Below are 26,432 nucleotides of genomic sequence, written 5' to 3' on the forward strand. Positions count from 1 at the left end.
AGCATGGTTGAGGGTGCACGAAGGTGTGGACAACCACGCGGTGGCAGACAGCTGTGGAGGGATGCGGACTGCGGGCTGCCGACGCAGAATGAATATCACTCCGCGGGAATGGATCAGGTCGGCGCGCGTTTCAGATGATCATGAGCATTCTCCTGACCGGCGCGACCGGCTTCATCGGATCATCCGTCCTCCCCCGCCTCCTCGAGGAAGGCCACAGCGTGACCGCCCTCGTCCGCGACGAGCAGAAGGCGGCGCTGGTCGAGGCGGCAGGCGCGACCGCGCTCATCGGCGACGCGACGGATTCGGAGCTGGTCGAGCGCGCGGCCCGCGAATCGGACGGCGTCATCCACCTCGCATCGTCGAAGGAGGTCGACCCGATCTTCGTCGACACCGTGCTGAGCGGACTCGCGGGCAGCGGCAAGGCGTTCGTGCACACCGGAGGCATCTGGACCTACGGTTCCAACTCCGACATCGACGAGAGCTCCCCCGCCGCCCCGCCGGCACTGACCGCCTGGCGCGGGGCGACAGAGGCGCGCGTCCTCGCCGCCGACGGCGTCCGCGGGATCGTTGTCGTCCCCGCCGTGGTCTACGGACACGGCAAGGGCATCCCGAACGTACTCGTGGAGGCACCGCGCGGCGCCGAGTCCTCCCCGGCCGTCCGGCTGGTCGGCGACGGAACGCAGCACTGGACGACGGTCCACGTCGACGACCTCGCCGCGCTCTACGTCCTCGCGCTGGAGAACGGCGACGCGGGCGCCGTCTACCTCGGTGCGAGCGGCGCGAACCCGACGGTGCGCGAGCTGGCCGAGGCGGTCGCGACCGCGGCGGGCGTCGCGGGCGGCGTGCAGGACGAGTCGGCGGGCGCCAGCCGCGACCGGCTCGGGGCCGACTTCGCGGACGCGCTGCTGCTCGACCAGCAGGCGCGCGGGACGAAGGCGCGCATCGACCTCGGCTGGGAGCCGAACGGTGCGACGTTGCTCGAAGACCTCATCGTCGGGTCGTACGCAGCGCAGACCGTCGCGGCGGAGTAGCGGATCCTGCGCGGTCCGACGCGCGACCGGTTTGGTGCTGGGGCCCCGCGCTGGTAAAGTTGTTTGTTGGCTTGCGTGTGGGTTCTTCCGCACGATTGCCGCAAGGCGCCCTCTCTCGCTGAGCGGCTCATCCGAAACTCACTTCTAACGAAAGTATTTACGTGGCAAACATCAAGTCGCAGATCAAGCGCATCGGCACCAACAAGAAGGCGCAGGAGCGCAACAAGGCTGTCAAGAGCGAGGTCAAGACCGCAGTGCGCGCGACCCGCGAGGCCGTTGTCGCCGGCGACAAGGACAAGGCGACTTCGGCGCTGAAGCTCGCCACCAAGAAGCTCGACAAGGCGGCCAGCAAGGGCGTCATCCACAAGAACCAGGCCGCCAACAAGAAGTCGGCGATCGCCAAGCAGGTCGCAGCTCTCTAAGCAGCACCAGCATCCCGGACTCCGGTCCGGCAGCGAAGAGCCCCCGTCCACGGACGGGGGCTCTTCGCGTTTCCGGCAGCGGTCGCGGTCGCGCTGCAGCCTGACGGCACGGGCACGCCAGTTGTTGCGCTCCAGCCGGACGGCACCACAGTGGAGCGGCATCACGGGAACGGAGCGACGGGAGCGGACAACCGCAACTCCCACTCGCCGACGACGGCAGCTAGGCTCCGCGGCCCCGAGCGCTCACGATGCGGATCATGCGTTCGAGAGCGAACACAGGGTCGCGGCCTCCGCCTTTGACGTTGGCGTCGGTTTCCGCGAGGACTTCGATGCAGCGACCGAGGCCGTCTTCCGTCCAGCCTTGGAGGTCGCGCTTCGCACGGTCGACCTGCCACGGGGCCAGACCGAACTGTTGCGCGAGCTGGCCTGAACCGCCGCGGGCTCCGGACAGCTTCGCCATCGTGCGCACCTTGCTGGCGAACGCGGCGACCATCGGCACCGGATCGGCACCGGAGGCGAGCGCGTGGCGCATCGTCACCAGGGCCTCACCGTAACGGCCGGCGATGGCGGCATCGGCGACGTGGAACGCGTTGGTCTCGACGCGTCCTCCGTAGTACTTGTCGACGGTTGCCTCCGTCACCTCGGCGGCCGTATCGGAGATGAGTTGCTGGCACGCGGCGGCGAGCTCCGCGAGGTCGTCGGCGAACGCGGACGTCACTGCCCGCAACGCTCCGGCCGAGATCTTCTTGCCGGCGTTCCGGAACTCCGCCTGGGCGAAGTCGTACTTGTCCGCATCCTTCTTGAGCTCGGTGCACACCACCTCGATGCCGCCACCTGTGCCAGCACGGATGGCGTCGAGCAGCTTCTTGCCTCGCACTCCCCCGCCGTGGCGCAGGACGACCACCGTGCCGCCTGCCGGGTTGGGAAGGTAGTCGAGCATGTCGCTGAGGAAGGAGTCGTTGCATTTCTCGACCGACTCGACCCTGACCAGTCGGGGCTCCCCGAACAGGGAGGGGCTCGCGAGCGTGAGCAACTCCCCCGGCGCGTAGTCCCCGGCGTTGATGTCGCTGATCTCGAGGCTCGGATCTTCCGCCTTGAGCGTGTCGCGCAGCATCCGGATGGAGCGGTCGGCGAGGAACGACTCAGGACCGGAGACGAGGACGACCGGCGCCGTCCTGATCTGGTTCCAGCCGAGCTGTGGAATGACGGCGCTCGGCGTCCGTCCTGTGCTCGCCTTCGCCCTGCTGCCGCCTCGTGCCGCCACGTTCCTCCTCGGTCCGTTCCAGTGTACGGGCGGCCACTGTCACCGATGGTCAACGGCAGCGGTGCCGACTCGACCGACGATCGTACGACGGCGTCGTGCGTCGGCATGGGTGGGGCGTCCCGTTCGGTCCAGAGGTCGAGGTGGCCCGGCTCGTGGCCGGGCGACACGAGCAGGAGCCCGGAGGTGTCGGTGCGGGCGATCGTTGCGCCCGTGTCGGCGAGGATCCCGAGGGCGGCGGCAGTGGGATGCCCGTAGGTGTTCTCGACACCGACGGAGACGAGGCCGAGGCTCGCCTGCAGTCCCGTGTACAGCCGCGCGCTCTGGTCGGCTGAGCCGTGATGGGCGACCTTGACGACGTCGACGGGAGTGACCGCGCCCGTGGCGAGCAGGTCGTCCTGGGCGCGCTCGCCGAGGTCGCCGAGGAAGATCGAGCGGATCCCTGCGCCGTCGACGGCGAGGGTAACACTGCCCGCATTACCACTCAGCGCCGGGGCGCCGCTCGCCGGTACCGGCGGCCAGAGGATGCGCCAGCGCAGAGCACCGATCGCGCCTGCCATGCCTGCCATGCCCTGTTCGACAGTGGCTCCGACGGACGTCAACCTCTCGATCGCCCGCCGATCGAGGTCGCGGCCCGGCTCCCCCACGATCGCATGGCGCACGCGGCTGACCACCCCGGCGAGACCTCCGATGTGGTCCTGGTCGTAGTGGGTGAGGACGAGCAGGTCGATTCGGTCGAGGCCGAGGCGGTCAAGACACGCCTCGGCCGGCTCCGGTTTGCGGCCGACGTCGATCATGGCGACCTGTCCGCCGTCGCGGACGAGGAGGGCGTCTCCCTGGCCGACATCGCACGCGGCGATCTGCCAGTTCCCCGGCAAGCCGGTGACGCGGCCGACCAGGGTGCCGCCGAGCATCCCGGCATAGCCGACCGTTCCGATGACCAGCGAGGACGCGGCGACGCCCGCGAGCACACCTCGGCCGGCACCGCGCCGCCCCAGGACGAGGATTGCCACCGCGACAAGCGCCCCGGCGCACAGGAGGACTCCGGCGAGCCCGTCGACCCACGGCAGAGCGCTGCCGGGCAGGGCGCTCGTCGTCAGGGCGAGCTGGGCGATCCACGCCGATGGCAGCCAGGCGACCCAGACCAGCGCCTGCCCGAGAACCGGCACGAACGGAAGCGCGATGCAGGCGAGACAGCCGAGCAGCGTGGCGACGGGGGCGGCAGGCGCCGCGAGCAGGTTCACCGCCACGCCGTAGAGCGGGATGGTCGGCGTGAGCATCACCAGCACCGGCTGGCAGGCGAGCTGAGCGGCGAACGGCACTGCCACGGCCAGAGCCAGCCACCGCGGCAGCCACCGGCTCAGGATGCGCGTGAGCGGCCCGGTGAGCACGATCAGGCCGCCTGTGGCCAGCACCGACAGTGCGAAGCCGTAATCACGAGCGAGCCACGGGTCGTGAACGAGCAGGATCATGACCGCCAGCGCGAGCAGTGGGACCCCCTGCGACGGCCGGCCCCGAGCGATCCCCACAAGGACGACGACCGCCATCGTCGCGGCACGGATCACACTGCCACCGGGAGTGACCAGCGCCGCGAACGCCAGAAGGGCGATCAGGGCGGCCACGACGCGGGCACGGCGACCCAGCCCGGCGCGTGCGGCGACGAAGAACACCACGGCTGTCACGAGCGCGCAGTTGGCCCCGGAGACAGCGGTGAGGTGGCTCAGCGAGCTCGTCTTCATGGCGTCGTCGAGCTCGGCGGGGACCGCCGTATCGTTGCCGATGGCGAGTCCGGGAAGGAGCACGCCGCCGTGACCAGGGGTGATGGACGCGGCCGAGGCGAAACGGCCGCGCACCTGCTCGGTCCAGCGGAGCCACCACGGCGACTCTGCGGCCGACTCGACCGGGGCGGTGGCGGAAAGGATGAAGGTGGTGGCCTCGCCAGGGGTGTTGGGCTTGAGTGTCCCTGTGACGCGGACGAGGGCACCGAACGCGGGCGGCCGAGCCTCATGCGCGGGAAGGGCCGCGACGACGGTGACGGGGACTTCGACGGGAACGAGGCTGCTATCGGGTGCGCCGGATTCCGTCGATCCGGCGGCCCCTGCGATCGTCTCCGCGGTCCCGCGCCACCGCCAGCGCACCGCGCCGTCGAAGCCGGGCGAGACCGCGTGACCGGTCGACTCCGTCCGCACGATCAGCGTGACGTGGTCTCTGACGGCCGCAGCGTGCGCGAGCATCGACGGGCTACGGCTGGGCGCCTGCACTGCCACAACACTGGAGACCAGCGCCACCGCGACGAGACTCACGCAGCAGGAGGGCAGCCACCACCGTCGACGGCCAGATGTCTTCCTCCGGCTGAGCACCACGGCGACCGCGAGCGTCCCCGCTGCGAGCAGCCACGCCGTCAGTGCGACGGGACGCGCCGCATCGGGCGCCCCGATGACCATGGCGGCAGCGGTCCACAGGGCGACCGCCGGGGCCACCAGGCGCAGGTCGGCGCTCACACGCTGACCCGGTCTTTCAAGCCGTCGAAGAGTTTCTGGCCGATGCCGGTCACCGAGAGCAGGTCGGTCGGCGCGGCGAAAGGTCCGTTGGCTGTCCGCCAGTCCAGGATGCGCGTGGCGAGCGCAGGGCCGATGCGCGGGAGCGTCTCCAGATCGCTCTGTGTCGCGGTGTTGAGGTTCACGGTGGACGAGGTCGACCCACCCGATGGCGTCTGCACCTGGACCGGCGCCGGTTCGCCGACGTGCGGAACCGCGAGCTGCTCGCCGTCGGACACCGGCCTGGCGAGGTTGATGCCAGCCAGTTCGGCGTCGTCCGCCAAGCCTCCGGCCGCGGCGATCGCGTCGATGACGCGCGACCCTGGTCCAAGCGAGACGAGGCCTGGCACCGCAACGGCGCCGAGGACATGTACCAGGATCGCGTCCGTCGCGGCCGCCGGAGCGGTCGACGCCCGGAGCAGCGCCGGGGAGGACTCCGCTGGCGCCACAGTCGAGGTCGCGCCCTGCTGTCCGGTCGCAGAGACGATGACGGCGACCACCAGCGCGCCGAGGAGCAGCACGACCGCCGCTCCCACGCCCAGCCGCGTACGCGGCGACCGGGACGCCGAATGCGGCACGCCCGGCTCGTGAGCGCCGCCAGCGCCATCAGCGCCATCAGCGCCACGAGCCCCGTCAGCACCGTCAGCGCGGTCGCCGACGACCTCGGCTACCCGTTCTCGATCTTCCATCCCCCAACGCTAGGAAGCAGAGATCGCCTCAGCGCGTGCATCCACAGATCGGTGGAGAACACCGACGGCCGCCCTCCCTGTGGAGAGCGGCCGCCGAGCGAACGAACGAACCGAAGCGGGCCGACTACGCCTTCGCGCGCGTCGCGATGTTCACGAGCCGCGGCGCGCGCACGATCACGTTCACGATCTCGCGGTCGCCCACCGAGCGCTTCACGGCGTCCGAGGCACGGCCGAGCGCTTCGAGGTCGTCGGTCGAGATCTTCGGGGAGACCTCCAGGCGGTCGCGGACCTTGCCGTCGACCTGGACGACCGCCGTGACGGATTCCTCGATCAGCAGGGTCGGGTCCGGCTTGCGCCACTGGACCAGGGCGACAGCGGGCTCGTAGCCGAGCATCGACCACATCTCCTCCGCCGCATACGGCGCGAACAGGTTGAGTGCCATCGCGGTGACCTCGGCGGCCTCGCGCACGGCGGGGTCGGCGGGGCCTGCGCCGCTGTCGATGGTCTTGCGGGTGACGTTCACCAGCTCCATCAGGCGCGCGACGACCACATTGAACTTGAACGCCTCGACCAGTCCGGGAGCATCGGCGAGGAAGCGGTGGGTGACGCGGCGCAGCGCCGTGTCACCGTTCTTCCAGACCGCATCCGGAGTGCTGGTCACGTCGTGGGCCACACGCCAGGCACGGGCGAGGAACTTGGCGCTTCCCGACGGGGAGACGTCGGCCCAGTCGATGTCGTCCTCCGGCGGTCCGGCGAACGACATCGTGAGGCGCACCGCGTCCACGCCGTGTTCGTCGAGCTGGTCGGACAGCTTGACCAGGTTGCCGCGCGACTTGCTCATCGCGGAGCCGTCCATCAGCACCATGCCCTGGTTCAGCAGGGCCGTGAACGGCTCAGTGAAGCTCAGCGCACCCTGGTCGAACAGCACCTTGGTGATGAACCGCGAGTACAGCAAGTGCAGGATCGCGTGGGTCACGCCCCCGACGTACTGGTCGACGGGCGCCCACTTCTCGGCCTCGGCAGGGTCGAACGCCTGCGTGTCGTCGCGAGCGGACAGGAAGCGCAGGAAGTACCAGGAGCTGTCGACGAACGTGTCCATCGTGTCGGTGTCGCGCTTGGCGTCGGCGCCGCAGTTCGGGCACGACACGTTCACCCAGTCGGAGGCGGCGCCCAGCGGGCTGGTGCCCTTCGGCTGCAGGTCGAGGCCTTCGGCCGGCGGCAGCAGCACGGGCAGGTCGGCCTCCGGCACCGGGACTTCGCCGCACGCGTCGCAGTGGATGATCGGGATGGGGGTGCCCCAGTATCGCTGGCGGGAGATCAGCCAGTCGCGCAGGCGGAAGTTCTTCGCCGGGACGCCGAGCGAACTGGCCTGCAGGGCCTCGGTGACGCGGCGGATCGCGTTCGACTTGCTCAGGCCGTCGAACGGGCCGGAGTTGATCAGCCGGCCTTCGCCGGTGAGGGCGACGCCGGTCTCCGACGGGTTCTGCAGCGGCAGGTCGTCCGGCAGGATCGGTTCGCCGGTCTCCGGGTCGGTCTGGATGATCGGGATGGCGCCGGTGACGGGCTGGTTGGTGTCGACGACGACGCGCACGGGCAGGTCGAACGCACGGGCGAAGTCGAGGTCGCGCTGGTCGTGGGCAGGCACGGCCATGATCGCGCCGTGACCGTAGTCGGCCAGCACGTAGTCGGCGGCCCAGATCGGCAGCGTCTCGCCGGTCAGCGGGTTGACGGCGTGGCGCTCCAGGAAGACGCCGGTCTTCTCACGCTCGGTGCTCAGGCGGTCCATCTCGGTGGTGCCACGGACCGCGGCCAGGTAGTCGTCGAACCGCTTCTTCACCTCGGGGCGCGCATCCGCGACCAGCTCGGCGGCCAGGTCGGAGTCGGGGGCGACGACCATGAACGTCGCACCGTACAGCGTGTCAGGACGCGTCGTATATACCGTGACGGGCTCGTCGCGACCTTCGATCGCGAACTGCACGTCCGCACCGGTCGAGCGGCCGATCCAGTTGCGCTGCATCGAGAGCACCTTGGACGGCCACGCGCCCTCCAGCTGGTTCAGGTCGTCGAGCAGACGGTCCGCATAGTCGGTGATGCGGAAGTACCACTGGGTCAGCTTCTTCTTGGTGACCAGGTTGTCGCAGCGCTCGCAGCGCCCTCCGACGACCTGCTCGTTCGCCAGCACCGTCTGGTCGAACGGGCACCAGTTGACAGAACTCGCCTTGCGGTACGCCAGGCCCTTCTCGTACAACTTCAGGAACAGCCACTGGTTCCAGCGGTAGTAGGACGGGTCGCTGGTCTGCAGGACGCGGTCCCAGTCGAAGCTGGGCGCGTAGCGGCGCATACTGGCCTTCTGCTGCGCGATGTTGTCGTTGGTCCAGCCGTTCGGGTCGAGTCCGCGCTTGATGGCGGCGTTCTCGGCGGGCAGGCCGAAGGAATCCCAGCCGATCGGGTGCAGCACGTTGAAGCCCTGCTGACGCCAGTAACGGGCGATCACGTCGCCGAGCGCGTACGCCTCGGCGTGACCCATGTGCAGGTCGCCGGACGGGTACGGGAACATGTCGAGCACGTACTTGCGCGGACGCGTGTCAGCCGGGTCGTCCGTCGCGAACGGCTTCAGATCGTCCCAGACCGGAAGCCACTTGTCCTGGATGGCGGCGAAGTCGTAGCGCGCGTCCTCGGACGGCGCGCTGGCTGAATCGTGCTCGTGTGCCACGTGACTCTCATTCTTGAAGGGTGCAGTGTTGCGGCCGACCGCAGACGAGTGGATGCGGCCGGGAAGACGTGCGGGCGGCGGCGCCCAGACATCCACACTACTAAACGTTCGGCTGAGCGGATCCGTTCCCTTACACCTGTGCGCCCGCTGCGAACAGCCCTGCCGCGGCGAACAGGGCCTTCGCTTTGATCCGCACCTCGTCGAGCTCCTCCTCCGGCACCGAGAGCGTCGTGATCCCGCCGCCCGCACCGATGCTCACGCGCCCGTCCCGGAAGACGATGCTGCGGATGACCATGGCCAGATCGGCGGCTCCGTCGAGGCCGAAGTAGCCGAAGCATCCTGAGTAGACACCGCGCGGTCCGCTTTCCAGCCCGGCCAGGATGCGCATGGCGCTCAGCTTCGGCGCCCCTGTCATCGACCCGGCAGGAAAGCAGGCCTCGACGGCGTCGACCGCGCCGAGGCCGTCGCGCAGCGTCCCCTCGACCGTGCTCACCAACTGGTGCACCTGCGCGTAGCTCTCCACCGCCAGCAGGTGCCGCACGCCGACCGACCCGACCGCGCTGACCCTGCCGAGGTCGTTGCGCATGAGATCGACGATCATCACGTTCTCCGCGCGCTCCTTCTCGCTGGCCTCCAGCTCCGCGCGCAGGTCGAGGTCGGCGGCGACCGTCGCACCGCGCGGCCTGGTGCCCTTGATCGGCTTGCTGCGCACCCTTCCGGACGCGGTGACGGCGATGAACTGCTCGGGCGACGAGCTCACCAGGGTGGTGCCGGCGATGCGCAGGAAGCCCGCGTGGTGCGCCGGGCTCGCCGCGCGCAGCCGCAGGTGCACCGCGAGCGGGTCGGCGGAGGAGACGGCCTCAGCACGATTGGTGAGGCAAAGCTGGTAGGCGTCCCCTGCCCGGATCGACTCCTGGCACGAGCGGATCATGGCGAGGTAGGCGGCGTCGTCGTGACGCCAGACCGCCGTGGCAGGGGCGGGCAATGGATGCACGGCCGCGTACCGGGCTGCGGCGCCCGGGGAGGCGTGCAGACGGCGGGCGGTGTCGGCGAGCCAGTCAGCAGTCTCAGCGGCAGCGTCAGCGTCGTCGGCGTCCGCCTCCAGCACCAGCAGCTCCACCTGTCCCGTGCCGTGGTCGAACACGACCGCCCGGTCGGCGTACAGCATCGCCGCCGCCGGAGCCTCGTCGAGCGCGAGCGGCATCCCGAGTGCCGCCGCACCGGATTCGTAGCCCAGCCAGCCCAGCCACCCCAGCGCGAAGGACGGCTCCTGCGTCCGCGGCAGGACGCGCTCGCGAGCCGCGAGGTCGGCGCGCAGCAGGTCGAGCATGCTCCCCCGGTGCGTCGCGCGCTCCGGCCCGGTGACCTCCACCGTGCCGTCCGTCAGCGATGCCACCGCCACCACGGACCCGGTCGCCAGGATGCTCCGTCCGCTCTCGGCATCCGGTCCGGCGTCCAGCCACACCGCATCCTGAGTGTCGGCGAACAGAGCCACGAAGGCGTCGGCGGCATCGGGTCGCCCGTCGAACTGCTGCACACAGAGACGGGTTGGCACTGCATTAGCCTAGGCGAATGGACGCTCGCAGCACCCTCTCCGACTGGCGCGACGGCGAACTGGTCGCTCTCGACGACTGTGAGACGACCGAACAGACGCTGGACGTCGCCGACTCGTTCCTCGTCACCGACGGCCGCGCGCTCGCCGTGGGGCTGCACCGCACGCGGTTCGTCGAATCGGCGCGCGAACAGGGCTATGCCGACCGCGGCGACGCCGAGCGCTTCTGGGACGCCGGGGTCGCCGCCGTCCCTCGCTCCGGCTCGTGGTTCCCCCGGTTCGAGCTTTCGACGATCCGGGATGCGCATCGCCTGCGCTTCCGGCTCCGGCCGGCCCCGGCTCTCACCGACTCCGTGATCCTCGCGACCGCCGACGGCGACCCACGGCGCGTGCCGAACATCAAAGGCCCGGACATCGCCCAGCTCGGCGTTCTCCGTCAGCGCGCGCAGCAGGTCGGCGCCGACGAAGCCGTGATCCTCGACAACGGCCTCATCTGCGACGGCTCGACGACCGCGCTGCTCTGGTGGAGGGGCGACGCCCTCGCTACACCTCCGCTGACCTTCGCGAAGGTGGACAGCGTCGCGGCCCGCACCGTGCGCGGCGTCGGGGCAGCCCTACGGATCCCGGTGGACGAGGAAGCGGTCACGCCCGCCGAGCTGGACGGCGCGGTGATGTGGGCGGTGAACGCACTGCACGGCATCCGGGCGGTGACGGCGTGGGTCGACGGCCCACAGCTGGCTCAGGATGCGGCCCGCACCTCCGCGTGGCGGAGCCGGCTGGCCGCACTGGCGCGTCCGCTGTAGCCCACTTCCGCTCGTCTACCCCACCAGCCGCCCGTCCTCCATCCGCACGGTCCGGTCGATCAGCTCGCCCGGCACCCGCGTGTGCGAGATCACCAGTACGCTGCGGCCGTCCTCCGCCGCGGTCGCGAGGATGTCGCGCACCACCCGGTCCGCGACCGCGCGGTCGACGTTGGCGGTCGGCTCGTCGACGATCAGCACAGGGAAGTCGGCCAGGATCGCGCGGGCCAGCGCGATCCGCTGCGCCTGCCCTCCGGAGACGAGCGCCCCCCGCTCCCCGACCAGAGCGCCGAGGCCGCCGCGCTCCGCCGTCCACTCGCCGAGTCCCACACGGTCGAGCACGGCGAGCAGTTCCTCGTCGCTCGCCGTGTCTTTCGCGAACAGCAGGTTCTGGCGGAGGTCCGAGTCGAACAGGTACGGCCGCTGTTCGCAGAGGCCGACGATCCGGCGCACGTCGTCTTGCTTCGCCGTTGACGCCTCCACGCCGTCGATCGTGTACGAACCGCTGTAGTCGATGAGGCGGGTCAGCACGTGGGCGACGGCCGTCTTGCCAGCGCCGGTCGGACCGGTGAGCAGCACCCGCTCGCCCGGCGCGAGCTGAACATCCAGGTCGGAGAGCACCGTCGTGGATGCGCCGGGCCAGCTCGCGGAGACACCGCGCAGTTCGAGTTCGGGCACCGACCGCACCACCAGCGCGACCGGCGTCTCCTGGTCGACCGGGATCCCGGCGGGAAGCTCCTCCGGCGCCGTCGAGGCGATTCTCTCGGCGCTCGCGACCACCTGGCGCCATGACCCGAGGGCGAGCGGCACCATCCCGAACACCTCGAACACGGCCAAGGGCAGCAGGGCGACGACCGTCAGCCCCGGGCCGTCGAGGCGTCCGGCGTCGAGGGCGGGAATGCCGGCGGTCAGAGCGATCACCGTGGCCGCTCCGGCGAGCACCGAGACCACGGCCCCGGTGAGCGCAACGCCGACCGCCCTGGATCGCACGGCCGCGGTGAGCCGAGCGCTCGCGGCGTCGATCCTCGCCTGGGCCGCGTCGACGGCGCCGAACGCGGTGAGGACGTCGAGGTTCCGCACCAGGTCGGTCACGGCGTCGCTGAGCTCTGCGCGCAGCGGGGACAGCCGCCGCTCGGCCTGCCCGGACGCCCAGGTGTTCACGACGGTGCCGGCGACGAACGCGAGAGCGAGCGTGACGAGGAGCCCGACGGCGGCCTCCGGGAGCAGAAGGAACGTTCCGGCCACCGTGAGCAGGGCCACCAGCCCGGACGTCACGAGCGGCTGCACCACCCGCAGCGGATAGTTCTGCAGTTCGTCGACGTCGTTCGCGAGCCGGGACAGCAGGTCGCCGCGGCGGGTGCCGCCGAGGCCGTCCGGGGCGAGCGGGACAATCCGTGTGTACAGCTCCGTGCGCACCGCCGGCAGCTGACGGAACACCGAGTCGTGGCTGGAGAGCCGCTCCAGGTAGCGGAAGAAGGCGCGCCCGAGCGCGAAGGCACGCACCCCGACCACGGCGAGCGAGATGTACATCAGCGCAGGCTGCTCGGCGGCCCGCGCGATCAGCCAGCCCGACGACGCGAGCAGCGCGACGGCGCTCCCCCCGCTCAGCACGCCGAGAGCGACGGCGCCCCAGAGCCGCCGCGCGGGCGGCAGCGAGAGCCGCAGCACGCGCCGGGCACCGGTAGACGGGCGCCGACCGGCGACACGCGGTCGCGCCGCCGGCGCAGAATCAATCAGGTCAGCGGACACTGCTGCCCACCTCCATTCGCAGCACGACGTCGGCGGCGGCGGCCACCTGTTCCCGGTGGCTGACCACGAGCACGGCGACACCGTCGTCGGCGACGGACCGGAACGTCGCCAACAATCGCGCCTCCGCTTCGGCATCGAGCGCCGAGGTCGGTTCGTCCAGCAGCAATACCGACGCTCTGGATACAGGCAGCGCTCTGAATGCACGCAGCCGGTAAAGCGCGCGGGCAACCGCCACCCGCTGCGCCTGCCCGCCGGAGAGCCCCGAACCTCCGACGCCGAGCGCTGTGTCCGGTGCGACCTCTTCCGCGGCAGCGAGCCGCAACGCCTCCGCAACGAGCCCAGGCTCCGGATGCGCCTCGCCGAGCGCCACGTTCGACGCCACCGTCCCCGCGATAAGCCCAGGCGTTTGCCCTGCCCAGGCGATCTCTGCCCGGCGGCCAGCCGCATCCATTGCCCCGCCGGCCGTGACGGACCCGCTGAACGGCACGAACCCGAGCGCCGCTCCGAGCAGGGACGACTTGCCGCTCCCGCTGGGTGCGACCAGCACGGCGAACGTGCCGGGTTCGACGGTCGCCGAGAAGTCGTCCACCACGACTTTGTCCTCATAGGCGATGGTCACCCCGTCGAACACCAGCCCGCCACCGGATGCGCCACTCCCGGCGCCAGCGGCCGCGCCAGCTGCGACGCTCGCGCCCGTAGCGCGATCCGCATCCAGGATCGCGAACGCGCTCTGCGCCGCCTCGATCCCTTCGGTCGCCGCGTGGTAGCTCGCGCCGACGTTCCGCAGCGGCAGGAACGCCTCCGGCGCCAGCAGCAGCACGAACAGTCCCACCGAGAGGTCGAGCTGCCCGGTCAGCAGCCGCAGCCCGATCGCCACGGCGACGAGCGCGACCGACAGGCTTGCGGCCAGCTCCAGCACGAACCCGGACAGGAACGACATGCGCAGCACCTTCATGGTGTGCACCCGGTAGTCCTCGCTCACCGACCGGATGCGCGCCTCCTGCCGGTGCTGACGGCCGAACAGCTTGAGGGTCGACAGCCCGTCGACCACGTCGAGGAACCCGCGCGACAGCCGGGACAGCGCCGACCACTGCCTGCTCTGCGCCGCCTGGGTCGCCCAGCCGACGAGCATCATGAACAGCGGGATCAGCGGCAGCGTGACGAGCACGATGATGCCGCTCGTCGCGTCCTGCCAGAAGATCACGACGACCAGGATGGGCGTGGCGACGGCGGTGAGGATCAGCTGCGGCAGGTATTTGGTGAAGTAGCCGTCGAGCGCGTCCAGCCCGCGGCCGACCGTCACGGTCACCTCCGCCGTGCTCCGCGTGCTCAACCAGGACGGCCCGAGCCGCCCGATCGCCGACACGAGCGCGCGGCGGAGCTGCCGCACGACGGTCGCTCCCCCGCGGGCGGCGACCGACTCGGAGAGCCAGCCGACCGCGCCGCGCACGAGGACCACGAGTACCAGCAGCCCGAGCAGTCCCGAGAGCGACGCCAGCGGCTCGCCCCCGATGGCGCGCACGACCAGCTGGGTCGCCAACCAGGAGAACAGCACCACGCTCGCGGTCTGCGCGACGGCGAGCACGCCACCCGTGGCCAGGGTGGCGCGCGCCGCAGCGGCGTAGCGCAGGAGCCGGGGATCGAGGGGACGCACGGGTCAGCCGACCTCGGCGAGCACCGGAGGCTCCGCCGGCGGCTCGGCGGGGATGCTCGCTCGCGTCACGCGCTTGCGGAAGATCCAGTACGTGAACCCCTGGTAGAGCAGGATCAGCGGCAGGAAGATCGCGGCGACCCAGGTCATCACCGTCAGCGTCGTCTCCGAGCTGGACGCGTTGGCGATCGTCAGGCTGTTCTCCGGGTTCGGCGACGACGGCATCACGTTGGGGAACAGCGCGGCGAACAGCGAGACGACGGCCAGCGCGATGGTGACGGCCATGAACGCGAACGACCAGCCCTCGGCACCCCGCAGGTTGGCGACCCAGGATGCGATCAGCGCCACCGCGGCGAGCACCGCCAGGATCAGGAACACCACCGAGAAGTGCGCGATGGCCGTCCAGAGCAGGAAGGCTGCCGCCACCACGATCGCGATCAGGCCGGACTTCACGGCCAGCTTCCTGGCGCGCTCCCGGATCTCGCCATCGGTCTTCAGCGAGATGAACACCACGCCGTGCGTGAAGAACAGCATCAGCGTCGTCAGGCCGCCGAGCAGCGCATACGGGTTCAGCAGGTCGAAGAGCGTGCCCGTGTAGTCGTAGTGCGCATCCAGTGCGACGCCCTGCACGATGTTCGCGAACGCGACGCCCCAGAGCAGCGCGGGCAGAAGTGAACCGACGAAGATCATGCCGTCGAACCACTTCTTCCACCGCGAGTCCGGCCGCTGGTGCCGGTACTCGAACGAGACGCCGCGCACGATCAGCGCCAGCAGGATCAGCAGCAAGGCGAGGTAGAACCCGCTGAACAGGGTCGCGTACCACTCGGGGAACGCGGCGAACAGGGCGGCGCCTCCGACGATCACCCAGGTCTCGTTGAGGTCCCAGACCGGGCCGATGGTGTTGATCATCACGCGGCGGTCCACGTCGTCTTTGCTGAGGAACGGGATCGCCATGCCGACGCCGAAGTCGAAGCCGTCGAGCACGAAGTATCCGACGAAGAAGAACGCGACGATACCGAACCAGAGAATTGCGAGATCCATCAGAGCCTCCTAGTAGACCGTCGTGACAGGGACGTGGTTGCCGTCGTCGTCGACGTGCTCCTCCGCGGGGGCGGGCCCCTTCTGGGCGGCGCGCTTCATCAGCGAGAACTCGACGACGGCCAGGGTGCCGTACACGGCGGTGAAGGCGATCAGCGAAATCAGGACGGTGAGGCCCGTGACACCGGGCGAGACGCCGTCCGCCGTCTTCATCAGACTGAACACGATCCAGGGCTGCCTGCCCATCTCGGTGAAGATCCAGCCGACGATCATGGCCAGCATGGAGAGCGGGAACGCCCAGATCGCGGCCTTCCAGACCCACTTGTTCTTCGGCATCCTGCCCTTGCGGGTGAGCCAGAGGCCGACGACGGCGACAAGGACGTGGAGCATCCCGAGCCCGATCATCCAGCGGAACGCCCAGTATGTGATCCAGATCGTCGGCGTGTAGTCGCCGGGGCCGTAGAGCTGCACGTACTGCGCCTGCAGGTCGTTGATGCCCTCGACCGTTCCGTTCAGGGTGTGCGTCGACAGGAACGACAGCAGATACGGGATGCGGATGGAGAACAGTTCGTGCACGCCGTCCGGTGTGCCGAGGGTGAAGATCGAGAACGACGCGTCAGCGCCGGTCGACGTCCTGTAGAGCGCCTCGGCCGCCGCCATCTTCATCGGCTGGGTCGAGACCATCGCCAGGCCGAGCTGGTCGCCGCTCAGGACGGTGAGGGCGCCGGCACCGACCATCGTCCAGAGCCCGAACTTGAGGGCGGGGCGCATGGTGTCGAGGTGCTGGTTCCGGGACAGGTGCCAGGCCGCCACCGTGATGATGAGGCCGGCCGACACCATGAAGCAGGCGAAGATCGTGTGCGGGAAGGCGGCGAGGGCGACCTTGTTGGTGAGCACCGCCCAGATGTCGGTGAGTTCCGCCCGCCCCTTGGCCTCGTTGATCTTGAAGCCGACCGGGTTCTGCATGAAGGCGTTGGCCGCGATGATGAAGTACGCCGACAGGATGCTGCCGACCGCGGTGACCCAGATGGTCGCCAAGTGGAGCCCGCGCGGCAGCTTGTCCCAGCCGAAGATCCACAACCCGATGAAGGTCGCTTCGAGGAAGAAGGCGAGCAGGCCTTCGAGGGCGAGCGGTGCGCCGAAAACGTCGCCGACGAACCGGGAGTAGTTGGACCAGTTCATCCCGAACTGGAACTCCTGCACGATGCCGGTGACCACGCCCATCGCGAAGTTGATGAGGAAGAGCTTGCCGAAGAAGTGCGTCAGCTGCAGGTAGTGCACCTTGCCGGTGCGGTACCACGCCGTCTGGAAGATGGCGACGGAGGTGACCAGCCCGATCGTGAGCGGGACGAACAGGAAGTGATAGATCGTCGTAAGCCCGAACTGCCACCTCGACAGCAGCAGCGGGTCCAACCATTCGTTCACGGCATGTCCACCTTCCCCATTGATTTCTACGCTCTGTAGAACTCAACTTCTACAAAGTGTAGAACATTCTCAGCCAAGCCGCGGTACCCTTGTTCACGTGGCAAATCTTGGAGAACTGGAACGAGCGATCATGGACGCTCTGTGGAACAGTGGCGCCCCCGTCTCCGCCAACGAACTACGCGACAAGCTAGCGGCAAGCAGGAACGACGGCAAGACTCCCGCGCTCACCACGGTGCTCACCGTCCTCTCCCGGCTGGAGCAGAAAGGCTTCGCCGAACGCGACAGGGATGCCCGTCCGCACCTCTATTCGGCGGCCGTCTCCCGCGCGGGCCACGTCGCCGATCTGATGCACGAAGTGCTTGAGAGCTCGAGCGACCGGAGCGAGGCGCTGGCCTACTTCATCGGCTCGGTCGACGAGTCGGAGGCCGAGACGCTCCGCCGTCTCCTCGACGCGCGCACTCCGTAGCCGCACAGTGACCTCCGTTAACGAGATCGCCCTTCTGCTCGGCGTCCTCGCCATCGTGCTGGCCTGGCCGGTGCCGCTCATCCTGGCCCGTGCGAAGTGGCCCGCCGCCGCCCCCGTCCTCGCGCTGGCGCTCTGGCAGTCGATCGCGCTCGCCGGAGGCATCTCGATGATCGGCTCCCTGCTGCTGTTCGGGTTGCAGCCGTTCGGCGACGACCTCTGGTCGCGGATCGGCGGCGCAGCCTCCACGGTGTTCTCCGGGCCGCTCCCCGCCGAGGCGACCCTCCTCAACACGTTCGCCCTCAGCGCCGCCGTGCTCCTGACCGTGCACCTGCTGCTCAATCTGGCGCTCACCTCCGAGCGCAGCCGGCGGCAGCGGCACCGCCACCGCGAACTGCTCAGCCTGCTCAGCGAACCGCTTCCCGGCGCGCAGAGCACCCGCATCATCGACCACCCAGCGCCCGCCGCGTACTGCCTGCCCGGCGCGCAGAGCGTCACCGTGCTCTCCGAGGGCATGATCGCGCTACTGACCCCCGAGCAACTGGAGGCGGTGATCGCCCACGAGCACGCCCACCTGCGCCAGAAACACCACCTGCTGCTCGACGCCTTCCGCTCCTGGAAGCGGGCGCTCCCCTGGTTCCCGATCGCCACCCGCGCCCAGGATGCGGTCGCCCTCCTGATCGAGATGCTCGCCGACGACGCCGCGCGCCAGACCTCCGGCGACCTCGTGCTCGCCGACGCCATCCGGGTCGTCGACGACACCGGCACGGCGGGCGCCGTGCTCGGCGCGCCGAAAGACAAGCGCACACCGGAGGAACGCCGCCACTCCATCGCCGCGCGCGAGGCCAGGCTCGTCTCCGAGCACCGCACAGTCAGCCCCGGCCTCCGCCTCGTCATCGCCGTCGTCACCGCCGCCCTCGTGATCGTGCCGCCCGTTCTGGTGCTCACCAGCTGACGTTGCACGTTCGTCCAGGCCACGCCCAGTAGCATTTCCCCATGCCGAAGAAGGGGTCGTACGCCAAAGGGATCGCAAAGCGAGAGGAGATCCTCACGACGGCGCTCGACGTGTTCGCCCAGAAGGGCTACCGCGGTGCGTCGCTCCGCGAGATCGCCACGTCCGTCGGGCTGAGCCAGGCGGGCCTCCTGCACCACTTCTCGTCGAAGGAAGAACTGTTCGCCGAGGTCCTCCGCAAGCGCGACGAGGTCGACGAGCACGCGCATCCGGAGGGCGGCGCCATCCGCGGCTTCGACACCCTCGTCGACGTCGTGCGTCACAACGCCGACGTGCCGGGCCTCGTGCAGCTCTACGCGACGATCTCCGCCGAGGCGGCGGACGACGACCACCCTGGCCACGCATACTTCGTGGAACGGTACGCACTGCTGAGGGCCGGCATCGCGCAACATGTCCGCGACGAGCAGCAAGCCGGTCGCATCGACCAGGCGCTCGACGCGGAGCAGCTCGCCCGCATCGCCATCGCGGTCGCCGACGGCATGCAGGTGCAGTGGATGCTCGACGACACGGCAGACATGGCGAGCACCCTCGAATACTTCTTCACGCTCATCCGGCGCGTTCCGGGCAGCCAGACCTCCGCGCAGTCCGAGGCGCCGTGAACGAGGCGCTCACCTGGATCCTGGACATCGTCCAGAGCGTCGACCCCGTGCTGCGCACACTGCTCGCCGGGATCGGGATCCTGCTGGAGACGTCCATCCTGATCGGCCTGATCGTGCCGGGAGACACCATTGTGCTGGTGGCGAGCACGGCCGTCGCCGGCCCGGTCGAATACTTCGCCCTCGTGGTCGTGGTCATCCTCGGAGCGCTCGCGGGCGAGTCCATCGGCTTCGCGCTCGGCCGGTACTTCGGCCCGAAGATCCGTGCGAGCAGGCTCGGGCTGAAACTCGGCCAGAACAACTGGGACAGGGCGGAGGCATATCTTCGCCAAGCGCGGCGGCATCGCCGTGTTCCTGTCGCGCTTCCTGCCCGTGCTGCACTCCCTCATCCCCCTGACGGTCGGGATGAGCCCGATGCGCTACCGCACATTCATGGCCTGGACCGCCCCCGCGTGCGTGATCTGGGCGTTCGCGTATGTCACGGTCGGCTCGCTCGCGGCGGGGAGCTACCGAGAGCTCTCCCAGGAGCTGCACGGGGCCGGCTATGTGTTCGTCGCGATCATCGCGGCGTTCATCGTGCTGGCGTTCATCGTGAAGAAAGTGCTGCAGAAGCGCGAGTCCCGGCACATGGATCGTGCCGCAGACGTGGATGCGGCGGTCCGGAAACCCGAACCGCCGCACCTCGACGAGGCCTGAGCCCCGCCGGTCACCTGCTGGAGACTACTTCTTGATGGGGTGCTTCGCCAGCCACTCCTTGGCCAGCGCATCCGGCTGGGTCTTGCTGGCGCCCTGGTTCTCGCCGTTCAGGTCGATCAGGTCGGCCGTGGTGAGCTCGGCCGAGACCTTGTTGAGCACGTCCTTGACCGTGGTGCTGGCCTTCTTCGTGTTGATCAGCGGCACGATGTTCTGCGCTGCGATCAGGCTCTTCGGGTCTTCCAGGGTGACGAAGCCGTTGTCCTTGATCGCCGGCGTCGTGGTGTAGATGTCGGCGAGCTGGACGTCGCCGTTCTTGAGTGCTGCGACGGTCAGCGGCCCGCCGCTGTCACTGATCGGCTTGAGCGTCGCGGTGACGCCGTATGCGCTCTTCAGGCCGGGGATGCCATACGGGCGCTCCTGGAACTCCGGGTTGGCTCCCACCGTCAGCGGCTCCGTCACCTTGGAGAGGTCGGAGAGGCTCTTGACGCCCCACTTCTGCGAGAACTCCTTGGTCACGTTGTACGAGTCGGCGTCCTGCGCCTTGGCCTGGTCGAGCACCTCGAAGCCGGACGGCAGCGCCTTGGCGAGCGCCGAGTACACGTCGTCGCTGGAGGTGGCGGTGCTGGACTTGTCATAGAACTGGAGCAGGTTGCCCGAGTACTCCGGGATCAGGTCGATGGAGCCGTCCTGCAGCGCCTTCAGGTAGACATCGCGCTGACCGATGCTGGGCTTCAGGCTGACCTTCACGCCGTTGGCTTCGAGGGCCTGCGCGTAGATCTGCATGAGGATCTCCGATTCGCCGAACGCGGCGGAGCCGATGGTGACGCTGTCACTTGACGACGTCGACGAGTTGCCGCCGAGCGCGCCGCCGCCTGACGAGCACGCGCTGAGAGCCAGGAGGGCTCCCGCAGCGAGAACTCCGGCCGCGATGCGGCCTCTCTTCGATGCGAACATGGTTGCTTCTCTCTTTCGGTGGGTGCAGTGGGTGCAGTGGGTCTTGGATGGTCGGGAAAGTAGGAGTCAGGTGCCCATGGGGTGGTTCGGCACCGAGGCGCCGAGCGGCCGCCAGGGGTCCTTCGTGCGGACGTCGGCGACCTTGCCCGCCGTGACGCCGCGTGGCACGACAAGTCGCTGCACGATGGCGAAGACGCCGTCTGTGACGAGGGCGAGCGCGATCACCAGGATCGAGCCGCCCAGCATCTCGTCGTACTTCTGCACGGCCAGGCCGTCGAACAAGAAGCGGCCGAGGCCGCCGACCGGCAGGATCGCGGCGACCGTCCAGGTGGCGATCACCTGCAGGGCCGCGGAGCGGAGGCCGCCGATGACGAGCGGCAGGGACAACGGGAGCTCGACCTTGAACAGGATCTGAAGTTCCGTCATCCCCATCGCCCGTGCGGCGTCGATCGTCCGGCGGTCCACCGACTCGAGCCCGGAGTACGCCCCGGCGAGCACCGGAGGGATGGCCAGGATGGTCAGCGCGATCAACGGAGGGACGATGCTCAGGTTCAGGGTGATCAGAGCCAGATACACCACCAGACCGAGGGTCGGGATGGCGCGCAGCGCACCGGAGATGCCGACCGCGAGCCCGCGGAGCCGGCCGGTATGCCCGATCGCGAAGCCGATCGGCAGTGCGATCACCGCCGCCAGGACGACCGTGAGCAGCGAGTACCAGAGGTGCTCGCCGAGCCGGGCGCCGATGCCGCTGGCTCCGGCCCAGTTCGCCGGGTCGAAGACCCAGGCGAAGGCCGCGAAGATGTCGGTCATGCGCCGGTCACCGCCTTCAGCGCCGCCCGACGGGAGGCGCGCTTGGTCGTGCCGAGCCGCGTCCACGGCATCAGCAGCCGACCGAGCAGCACGAGAATCAGGTCGAAGACGAGGGCGATGACGATGATCGCCACGATGCCGGTGACCACCTCGGCGTTGTTGTACTGGTTGAGTCCCTGCACGAACATCGTTCCGAGGTTGCTCACGCCGACCAGCGAGCCGACGCTGACCAGGCTCACCGTGCTCACCGACACGACCCGGAGCCCGGCGAGCAACACGGGTCCGGCGAGCGGGAGCTCCACGGCCCAGAACCGCCGCCAGGTGCTGAACCCGATCGCGGTGGCAGACTGCATCACGTCACCCGGCACGCTCGCGAGCGCATCCGCCGTGGTGCGGACCATCAGCGCGAGCGCGTAGAGACTGAGCGCGACGACCACGTTCTTCGGGTCGAGGATCTGCGTGCCGATCAGGGCGGGCATCGCGATGAACAGCGGCAGCGACGGGATGGTGTACAGGATGCCACCGAGCGTCAGCACGATTCCGCGGCTCACCCGGTATCTGTTCGCCACCCAGCCGATCGGCAACGAGACGATGAACCCGATCACGATCGGGAAGACGCTCAGCGTGACGTGAGCGACCGTGAGATCCCAGACCAGGCCGAAATTCGACCACAGCCAACTCACGACGCTTCCTCACCCTGCGCCGGAGCACCCACGACCGAAGAGGTCGTGGCCTTTGCTTCTGAGGGGCCGCCGGCGAGCACGCCTGCGGCGCGCCCTTCACTGTCGACGAGCACGCTGCCCGTGGAGGTCTGTTCGATGTGCAGGGCGCGTTTGCCCCGGTCGGCGCCGATGAACGAGGCAACGAACTCGTCGGCCGGGTTCGCCAGGATCTCGGCGGGCGTGCCCTTCTGGGCGACGATGCCGCCCTTGCGGAAGATGACCACCTGGGTGCCGAGCTTGAACGCCTCGTCGATGTCGTGCGTGACGAACACCACCGTCTTGTCGAGCTCGCGCTGCAGGTGCAGCAGCTCGTTCTGAAGTTCGTCGCGCACGATCGGGTCGACGGCGCCGAACGGCTCGTCCATCAGCAGGATGTTCGGGTCGACGGCGAGACCGCGCGCGACGCCGACGCGCTGCTGCTGGCCGCCGGAGAGCTGGCTCGGGTACTTGTCGGCCAGCGAGCGCTCCAGCCCGACCGTGTCCATCAGCTCCAGGGCACGCTCCCGCGCATCCCGCTTCTTTTCCCCACGGAGCAGCGGGACGGTCGCGATGTTGTCGACGACCTTCCGGTGCGGCAGGAGGCCGGAGTTCTGCATGACATAGCCGATGCTGCGGCGCAGGTTCACCGGCTTCAGGCTCATCACGTCCTCGCCGTCGATCTCGACCGATCCGCTCGTCGGGTCGACCATCCGGTTGATCATGCGCAGAATCGTGGTCTTACCACTTCCCGACGAGCCGACGAGCACCGTGATCTCCCGCGAAGGGATGACGAGCGAGAAGTCGTCCACCGCGACCGTACCGTCGGGAAACTGCTTCGTTACCGAGCGGAACTCGATCATTGGTGCGGCTCATTCCTCGAACGGGACATCGGATCAACACAGGCCTGTTCAATCAGCCAAACACCATTCGGGCGCTTTGGCAAAGAATTGCGTCGATTTATGGCGCGGCCGGTTCCTGACATGCGAACCCTTTCCGTGTCGGTGGCTCTGCATACTCTCTTCGGTATGGAGACCGCTTCGGATGGCAACATGCCATCACCCACCGACATTCCCAGGTTCGCGCAGGCGATTTCTGGTTCGAGCCCATCGTCAGAGACGGGCACCACGATCTGACCGGTCAGACCTGTGCGGTCCGATCGGCATCAGAGACTCGGACGAAAGAGTCTCAGGCCTCTCCGCCGTAGCGCTTCTCGAGGTATTCGCGGGCGACCACCCTGGCCTCGGCGATGAATCGCTCGTCGCCGGCCTGGTTGAGCACAAAAGCGCGGTTGATCAGGGAGTCCATCATCTCCACCACTACTTCGAGGTGGAAGGTCAGCTCATCGCCGGCCGGGAGTCCGAACTCGTCGGAGAGGATCTCCGCGAACCGGTGCGCGAAGAAGTCGTCGTCCGGAGTCGGACCGTCGTCCGGCGCTCCAGAGCGTTCCGCGTCGGTGAACCGGATGATGCGGAAGCCGGGCTCCAGGCGGAACATCCCGACGAAGGCGTCGATGGCGCACTCCACCGCGATCCACCAGTGCTCCGGCTCCTGCTCCCTGATGCCCTGCACGACGGCTTGGCGATAACGGAGCACCGCACGGTCGCGCAGCGCCTGCAGCAGCACGATGCGGTCGGGGAAGTACCGGTAGACCGTTCCGATCGACGCACCGGCGCGTTCGGCAACCATCGCAGTGGTGAGGCGGTCGAAACCGATCTCATCCACCACCTCGGCGGCGGCGTCGAGCAGAGCGTCGATGCGCGCTGCGCTCCGCTCCTGGATCGGCTCCGTTCGCACCAGTGGCGCTCCGGATGTGTTCTGACCGGCAACAAGGTCGTTGATGGGCACGAGGGCTACTCCTTCTTTCCTGCAGCTCAACAATACGTCTGTCGGGTCCCCAGCCCCACGGCTGGATGAGCCGTGATACTCAGGATCATATTCGGGGAAACCTCATTTATGGCGGGGAATTGCCTCCGACTCGCCGCAGGATGCCTCCCCAGATCTGGGGGATGCGCGCACATGGCTCGGTCGTCCATGAGAAACTAGTCACATATGCCCGTCACCCCTGACAAACGCGGCGCGAGCGTCGAGCCCATCATGCATCGCGCGGCGCGCATCGAGGATGCGTTCCACGAGTTCCGCGCGCGCCGAGCGCGCAAGCGCGGCTATCTGGCGACCGTCGTCCCGTACACGGGGTACGGCGCGCCGACGTGGGCGCGCATCCTGGGGCGGGTGGTGCTCGCAAAGGAGCCGAAGCCGGGGAGCAGGGCCGAGCGCAAGCACCGCAAGCGCGAGGAGAGCATCCGGGGCTGGCGGTCGTTCACCAGCGTCCCCGTCTCCGACACGCCGGTCACGATCGAGATCGAAGGCGACCGCCACACGGTGATGCCCGACCGCGGCGGCGTGATCGACACGGTCATCCCTGTGCAGCTCACCCCCGGCTGGCACACGGTCAAGATGTACACCGACCAGTCGACGCGCGTGTTCGAGTCGCCTGTGTACATCGTCGACCCCAAGGCCACCTTCGGGATCATCTCCGACGTCGACGACACGGTGATGGTCACGGCGCTCCCCCGCCCGCTGCTCGCGGCGTGGAACACCTTCGTTCTCGACGAGCACGCCCGCGTGGCGACGCCCGGGATGTCCGTCCTGCTCGAACGACTGGCGGCGACGCGTCCGGGAACACCGGTGATCTACCTGTCGACAGGCGCCTGGAACGTCGCGCCGACCCTCACGCGCTTCCTGTCGCGCAACCTCTTCCCGGCCGGGCCCCTGCTGCTGACAGACTGGGGGCCGACGCACGACCGCTGGTTCCGAAGCGGCCGTGACCACAAGCGCATCAGCCTGGATCGGCTCGCCAGCGAGTTCCCCGGCCTCAAGTGGCTGCTGGTCGGCGACGACGGTCAGCACGACGAGATCCTCTACGGGGAGTTCACGATCGCCCATCCTGACAGCGTCTCCGCCGTCGCGATCCGGCAGCTGTCGAACAGCAAGGCGGTCCTCGCCGGTGGCCGGTCGAAGGCCGAGAAGCACACCGAGCTGAGCGGCGCGCCGTGGGTGTACGCACCGGACGGCGCGGGCCTCAGCGAACAGCTCAACGACCTCGGGATCTCGCACTAGCCACCCGCGATCACGGACGCGCGGTGTCGGGGGCGTCCGCAATACTGGGTCCATGCCAGTACGCCGCGCCGACCTGCTCCGGATGCGCAGAAGCGCACACGCACTCGACGGGTCCGAGCCGCTGACTCCCGTGCAGGTGGTCGACCGGCTGCTGGCGGTGCAGGCGCAGGACTTCGGCGCAGCGCTCTGGGCACTCGGCGCCCGAAGTCCGGGAACCACCCGCGCCGACGTCCTCTCCGCTCTCGACGACGGCAGCATCATCCGCTCGTGGCCGATGCGCGGCACACTCCACTTCGTGCCCCCGGCCGACCTCCGCTGGATGCTCGGGGTCACGACGACCCGCATGGTCGCCGGCTTGACGCTTCGGCACCGCCAGCTGGAGCTGGAGTCGGACGACTTCGGTCGCGCACGCGACGTGGTCACCGCGGCGTTGACGGGAGGGCGCAGCATCGGAAGGGCCGAGCTGATGGAGCTGTGGGAGGCGAACGGCATCACGACGGCCGGGCAGCGCGGCTACCACCTGATCTACTTCTTCGCCCAGACCGGGCTGCTCTGCTGGGGGCCGACGCACAAGACGCAGCAGTCGCTGGTGCTGCTCGACGAGTGGGCGCCGGAGTCCCGGGCGCTGGAGCCGGACGAAGCCCTCGGCGAGTTCCTGCTGCGCTACCTGACCGGTCACGGCCCCGCAACGGTCAAGGACTTCGTGTGGTGGACGAAGGGCACGATCGCGGGCGCGAAGACGGCGATGGCCGTGCTGGGCGACAGGATCGCGACGCTGGAGGTCGACGGCGTCGAGTATCTGGCGACGGCGGAGCAGGTGCACGGGGACGCGCATCCAGTGGCCAACGATGGGAAGGCTGTCGACCTGCTGCCCGCATTCGACGAGTACCTGCTCGGCTATCAGGACAGGTCGCCGGTCATCGACGACGAGCACTTCCAGCTGGTCGTGCCCGGCAAGAACGGTGTGTTCGCGCCGATCCTGGCCTCGAAGGGCCGCGTGGCCGGAACCTGGAAACGCGCATCCACGTCGTCGGCGGTGCGCGTCGACCCGCTGCCGTTCGCGCGGCTGACCGGAGTGGAGGCGGCGGGGGTGCGCCGGTCGGCGAAGGCGTACGGGCGTTTTCTCGGGCTGACGGCGACGGTCACCGAGGAGGGCTGACCCCGGTAGCCTTGAGCCGTGGCTCTCCGACTTCCCGCCAACCTCCGCACGACGAG

The 26,432-nt window shown here is 69.1% G+C and carries 21 protein-coding genes and 2 pseudogenes; 9 read left to right on the forward strand and 14 right to left on the reverse strand.

The features are described 5' to 3' along the window. Positions 1 to 140 precede the first annotated feature (140 nt). On the forward strand, positions 141 to 1,031 hold the full coding sequence (locus AC37TH_RS14235) for an NAD-dependent epimerase/dehydratase family protein (protein ID WP_490764992.1): 891 nt from the start codon (positions 141 to 143) through the stop codon (positions 1,029 to 1,031). A 161-nt stretch (positions 1,032 to 1,192) separates the two neighbouring features. Further along, entirely contained in the window at positions 1,193 to 1,453 is a 261-nt protein-coding gene (gene rpsT / locus AC37TH_RS14240; RefSeq protein ID WP_490764993.1) for a 30S ribosomal protein S20, read from the forward strand. 220 nt (positions 1,454 to 1,673) lie between these two features. Here the strand turns inward: rpsT and holA are convergent, their stop codons facing one another. The 5 genes and pseudogenes from holA to AC37TH_RS14265 all read right to left on the reverse strand — a co-directional run bounded on the left by holA (position 1,674) and on the right by AC37TH_RS14265 (position 10,208). Then, entirely contained in the window at positions 1,674 to 2,717 is a 1,044-nt protein-coding gene (holA, locus tag AC37TH_RS14245) for a DNA polymerase III subunit delta (RefSeq protein ID WP_490764994.1), read from the reverse strand. 338 nt (positions 2,718 to 3,055) lie between these two features. Then, a pseudogene (locus AC37TH_RS14250) lies at positions 3,056 to 5,158 on the reverse strand (ComEC/Rec2 family competence protein); the annotation flags it as partial. Positions 5,159 to 5,211: 53 nt separating this feature from the next. After that, positions 5,212 to 5,940 carry a helix-hairpin-helix domain-containing protein gene (locus tag AC37TH_RS14255; RefSeq protein ID WP_490764995.1) on the reverse strand — a complete coding sequence of 243 codons (729 nt, stop codon included), beginning with the start codon at positions 5,938 to 5,940 and terminating at the stop codon, positions 5,212 to 5,214. Positions 5,941 to 6,064: 124 nt separating this feature from the next. Beyond that, the gene (gene leuS / locus AC37TH_RS14260; protein WP_490764996.1) at positions 6,065 to 8,653 is read right to left on the reverse strand and encodes a leucine--tRNA ligase; all 2,589 of its coding nucleotides are present in this window, start codon (positions 8,651 to 8,653) and stop codon (positions 6,065 to 6,067) included. A 130-nt stretch (positions 8,654 to 8,783) separates the two neighbouring features. Then, on the reverse strand, positions 8,784 to 10,208 hold the full coding sequence (locus AC37TH_RS14265) for an anthranilate synthase component I family protein (RefSeq protein WP_490764997.1): 1,425 nt from the start codon (positions 10,206 to 10,208) through the stop codon (positions 8,784 to 8,786). Positions 10,209 to 10,225: 17 nt separating this feature from the next. Between AC37TH_RS14265 and AC37TH_RS14270 the strand changes: the two genes are divergently transcribed. Beyond that, the gene (locus AC37TH_RS14270; RefSeq protein WP_490764998.1) at positions 10,226 to 11,008 is read left to right on the forward strand and encodes an aminotransferase class IV; all 783 of its coding nucleotides are present in this window, start codon (positions 10,226 to 10,228) and stop codon (positions 11,006 to 11,008) included. A 15-nt stretch (positions 11,009 to 11,023) separates the two neighbouring features. On the opposite strand, the gene cydC is transcribed toward AC37TH_RS14270, so the two are convergent. The 4 genes from cydC to AC37TH_RS14290 form a co-directional block, all read right to left on the reverse strand. Further along, on the reverse strand, positions 11,024 to 12,673 hold the full coding sequence (cydC, locus tag AC37TH_RS14275; RefSeq protein ID WP_490765117.1) for a thiol reductant ABC exporter subunit CydC: 1,650 nt from the start codon (positions 12,671 to 12,673) through the stop codon (positions 11,024 to 11,026). A gap of 70 nt (positions 12,674 to 12,743) precedes the next feature. Beyond that, positions 12,744 to 14,408 (reverse strand): thiol reductant ABC exporter subunit CydD, encoded by a 1,665-nt coding sequence (gene cydD, locus AC37TH_RS14280; RefSeq protein WP_490764999.1) that lies wholly within the window; start codon positions 14,406 to 14,408, stop codon positions 12,744 to 12,746. A gap of 3 nt (positions 14,409 to 14,411) precedes the next feature. After that, positions 14,412 to 15,446, reverse strand: coding sequence for a cytochrome d ubiquinol oxidase subunit II (gene cydB / locus AC37TH_RS14285; protein ID WP_490765000.1), 1,035 nt, complete (start codon positions 15,444 to 15,446; stop codon positions 14,412 to 14,414). Positions 15,447 to 15,455: 9 nt separating this feature from the next. Then, positions 15,456 to 16,868, reverse strand: coding sequence for a cytochrome ubiquinol oxidase subunit I (locus AC37TH_RS14290; RefSeq protein WP_490765001.1), 1,413 nt, complete (start codon positions 16,866 to 16,868; stop codon positions 15,456 to 15,458). Between the two features lie 97 nt (positions 16,869 to 16,965). Here AC37TH_RS14290 and AC37TH_RS14295 point away from each other — a divergent pair, with 97 nt between their 5' ends. From AC37TH_RS14295 to AC37TH_RS14310, 4 genes and pseudogenes are all read left to right on the forward strand, one after another. Next, positions 16,966 to 17,334 carry a BlaI/MecI/CopY family transcriptional regulator gene (locus AC37TH_RS14295; RefSeq protein WP_490765002.1) on the forward strand — a complete coding sequence of 123 codons (369 nt, stop codon included), beginning with the start codon at positions 16,966 to 16,968 and terminating at the stop codon, positions 17,332 to 17,334. Positions 17,335 to 17,341: 7 nt separating this feature from the next. Beyond that, positions 17,342 to 18,286, forward strand: coding sequence for a M56 family metallopeptidase (locus tag AC37TH_RS14300; protein ID WP_490765003.1), 945 nt, complete (start codon positions 17,342 to 17,344; stop codon positions 18,284 to 18,286). 41 nt (positions 18,287 to 18,327) lie between these two features. After that, the gene (locus tag AC37TH_RS14305) at positions 18,328 to 18,942 is read left to right on the forward strand and encodes a TetR/AcrR family transcriptional regulator (RefSeq protein ID WP_490765004.1); all 615 of its coding nucleotides are present in this window, start codon (positions 18,328 to 18,330) and stop codon (positions 18,940 to 18,942) included. Continuing rightward, positions 18,939 to 19,635, forward strand: a pseudogene (locus tag AC37TH_RS14310) (DedA family protein). The gene AC37TH_RS14305 and the pseudogene AC37TH_RS14310 overlap by 4 nt, the downstream one beginning before the upstream one ends. A 24-nt stretch (positions 19,636 to 19,659) precedes the next feature. Here the strand turns inward: AC37TH_RS14310 and AC37TH_RS14315 are convergent. The 5 genes from AC37TH_RS14315 to AC37TH_RS14335 all read right to left on the reverse strand — a co-directional run bounded on the left by AC37TH_RS14315 (position 19,660) and on the right by AC37TH_RS14335 (position 23,945). Further along, entirely contained in the window at positions 19,660 to 20,589 is a 930-nt protein-coding gene (locus tag AC37TH_RS14315; protein ID WP_490765005.1) for an ABC transporter substrate-binding protein, read from the reverse strand. A 66-nt stretch (positions 20,590 to 20,655) separates the two neighbouring features. Then, on the reverse strand, positions 20,656 to 21,399 hold the full coding sequence (locus AC37TH_RS14320) for an ABC transporter permease (protein WP_490765006.1): 744 nt from the start codon (positions 21,397 to 21,399) through the stop codon (positions 20,656 to 20,658). Next, the gene (locus AC37TH_RS14325; RefSeq protein ID WP_490765007.1) at positions 21,396 to 22,082 is read right to left on the reverse strand and encodes an ABC transporter permease; all 687 of its coding nucleotides are present in this window, start codon (positions 22,080 to 22,082) and stop codon (positions 21,396 to 21,398) included. Before AC37TH_RS14325 ends, AC37TH_RS14320 begins: the two co-directional genes overlap by 4 nt. After that, a complete protein-coding gene (locus AC37TH_RS14330) occupies positions 22,079 to 22,960 on the reverse strand; it encodes an ABC transporter ATP-binding protein (protein ID WP_490765008.1) in 882 nt (293 codons plus the stop codon). The genes AC37TH_RS14325 and AC37TH_RS14330 overlap by 4 nt, the downstream gene beginning before the upstream one ends. A 325-nt stretch (positions 22,961 to 23,285) precedes the next feature. After that, a complete protein-coding gene (locus tag AC37TH_RS14335; protein ID WP_490765009.1) occupies positions 23,286 to 23,945 on the reverse strand; it encodes a TetR/AcrR family transcriptional regulator in 660 nt (219 codons plus the stop codon). Positions 23,946 to 24,149: 204 nt separating this feature from the next. Between AC37TH_RS14335 and AC37TH_RS14340 the strand changes: the two genes are divergently transcribed. Beyond that, positions 24,150 to 25,217: an App1 family protein phosphatidate phosphatase gene (locus tag AC37TH_RS14340; protein ID WP_490765010.1), complete on the forward strand. Its 1,068-nt coding sequence runs from the start codon at positions 24,150 to 24,152 to the stop codon at positions 25,215 to 25,217. A 52-nt stretch (positions 25,218 to 25,269) separates the two neighbouring features. Then, positions 25,270 to 26,376, forward strand: a complete 1,107-nt coding sequence (locus tag AC37TH_RS14345) for a winged helix DNA-binding domain-containing protein (protein ID WP_490765011.1) — start codon at positions 25,270 to 25,272, stop codon at positions 26,374 to 26,376. The last annotated feature ends 56 nt before the right edge of the window (positions 26,377 to 26,432 follow it).

The organism is Leifsonia sp. McL0627, from assembly GCF_058244615.1.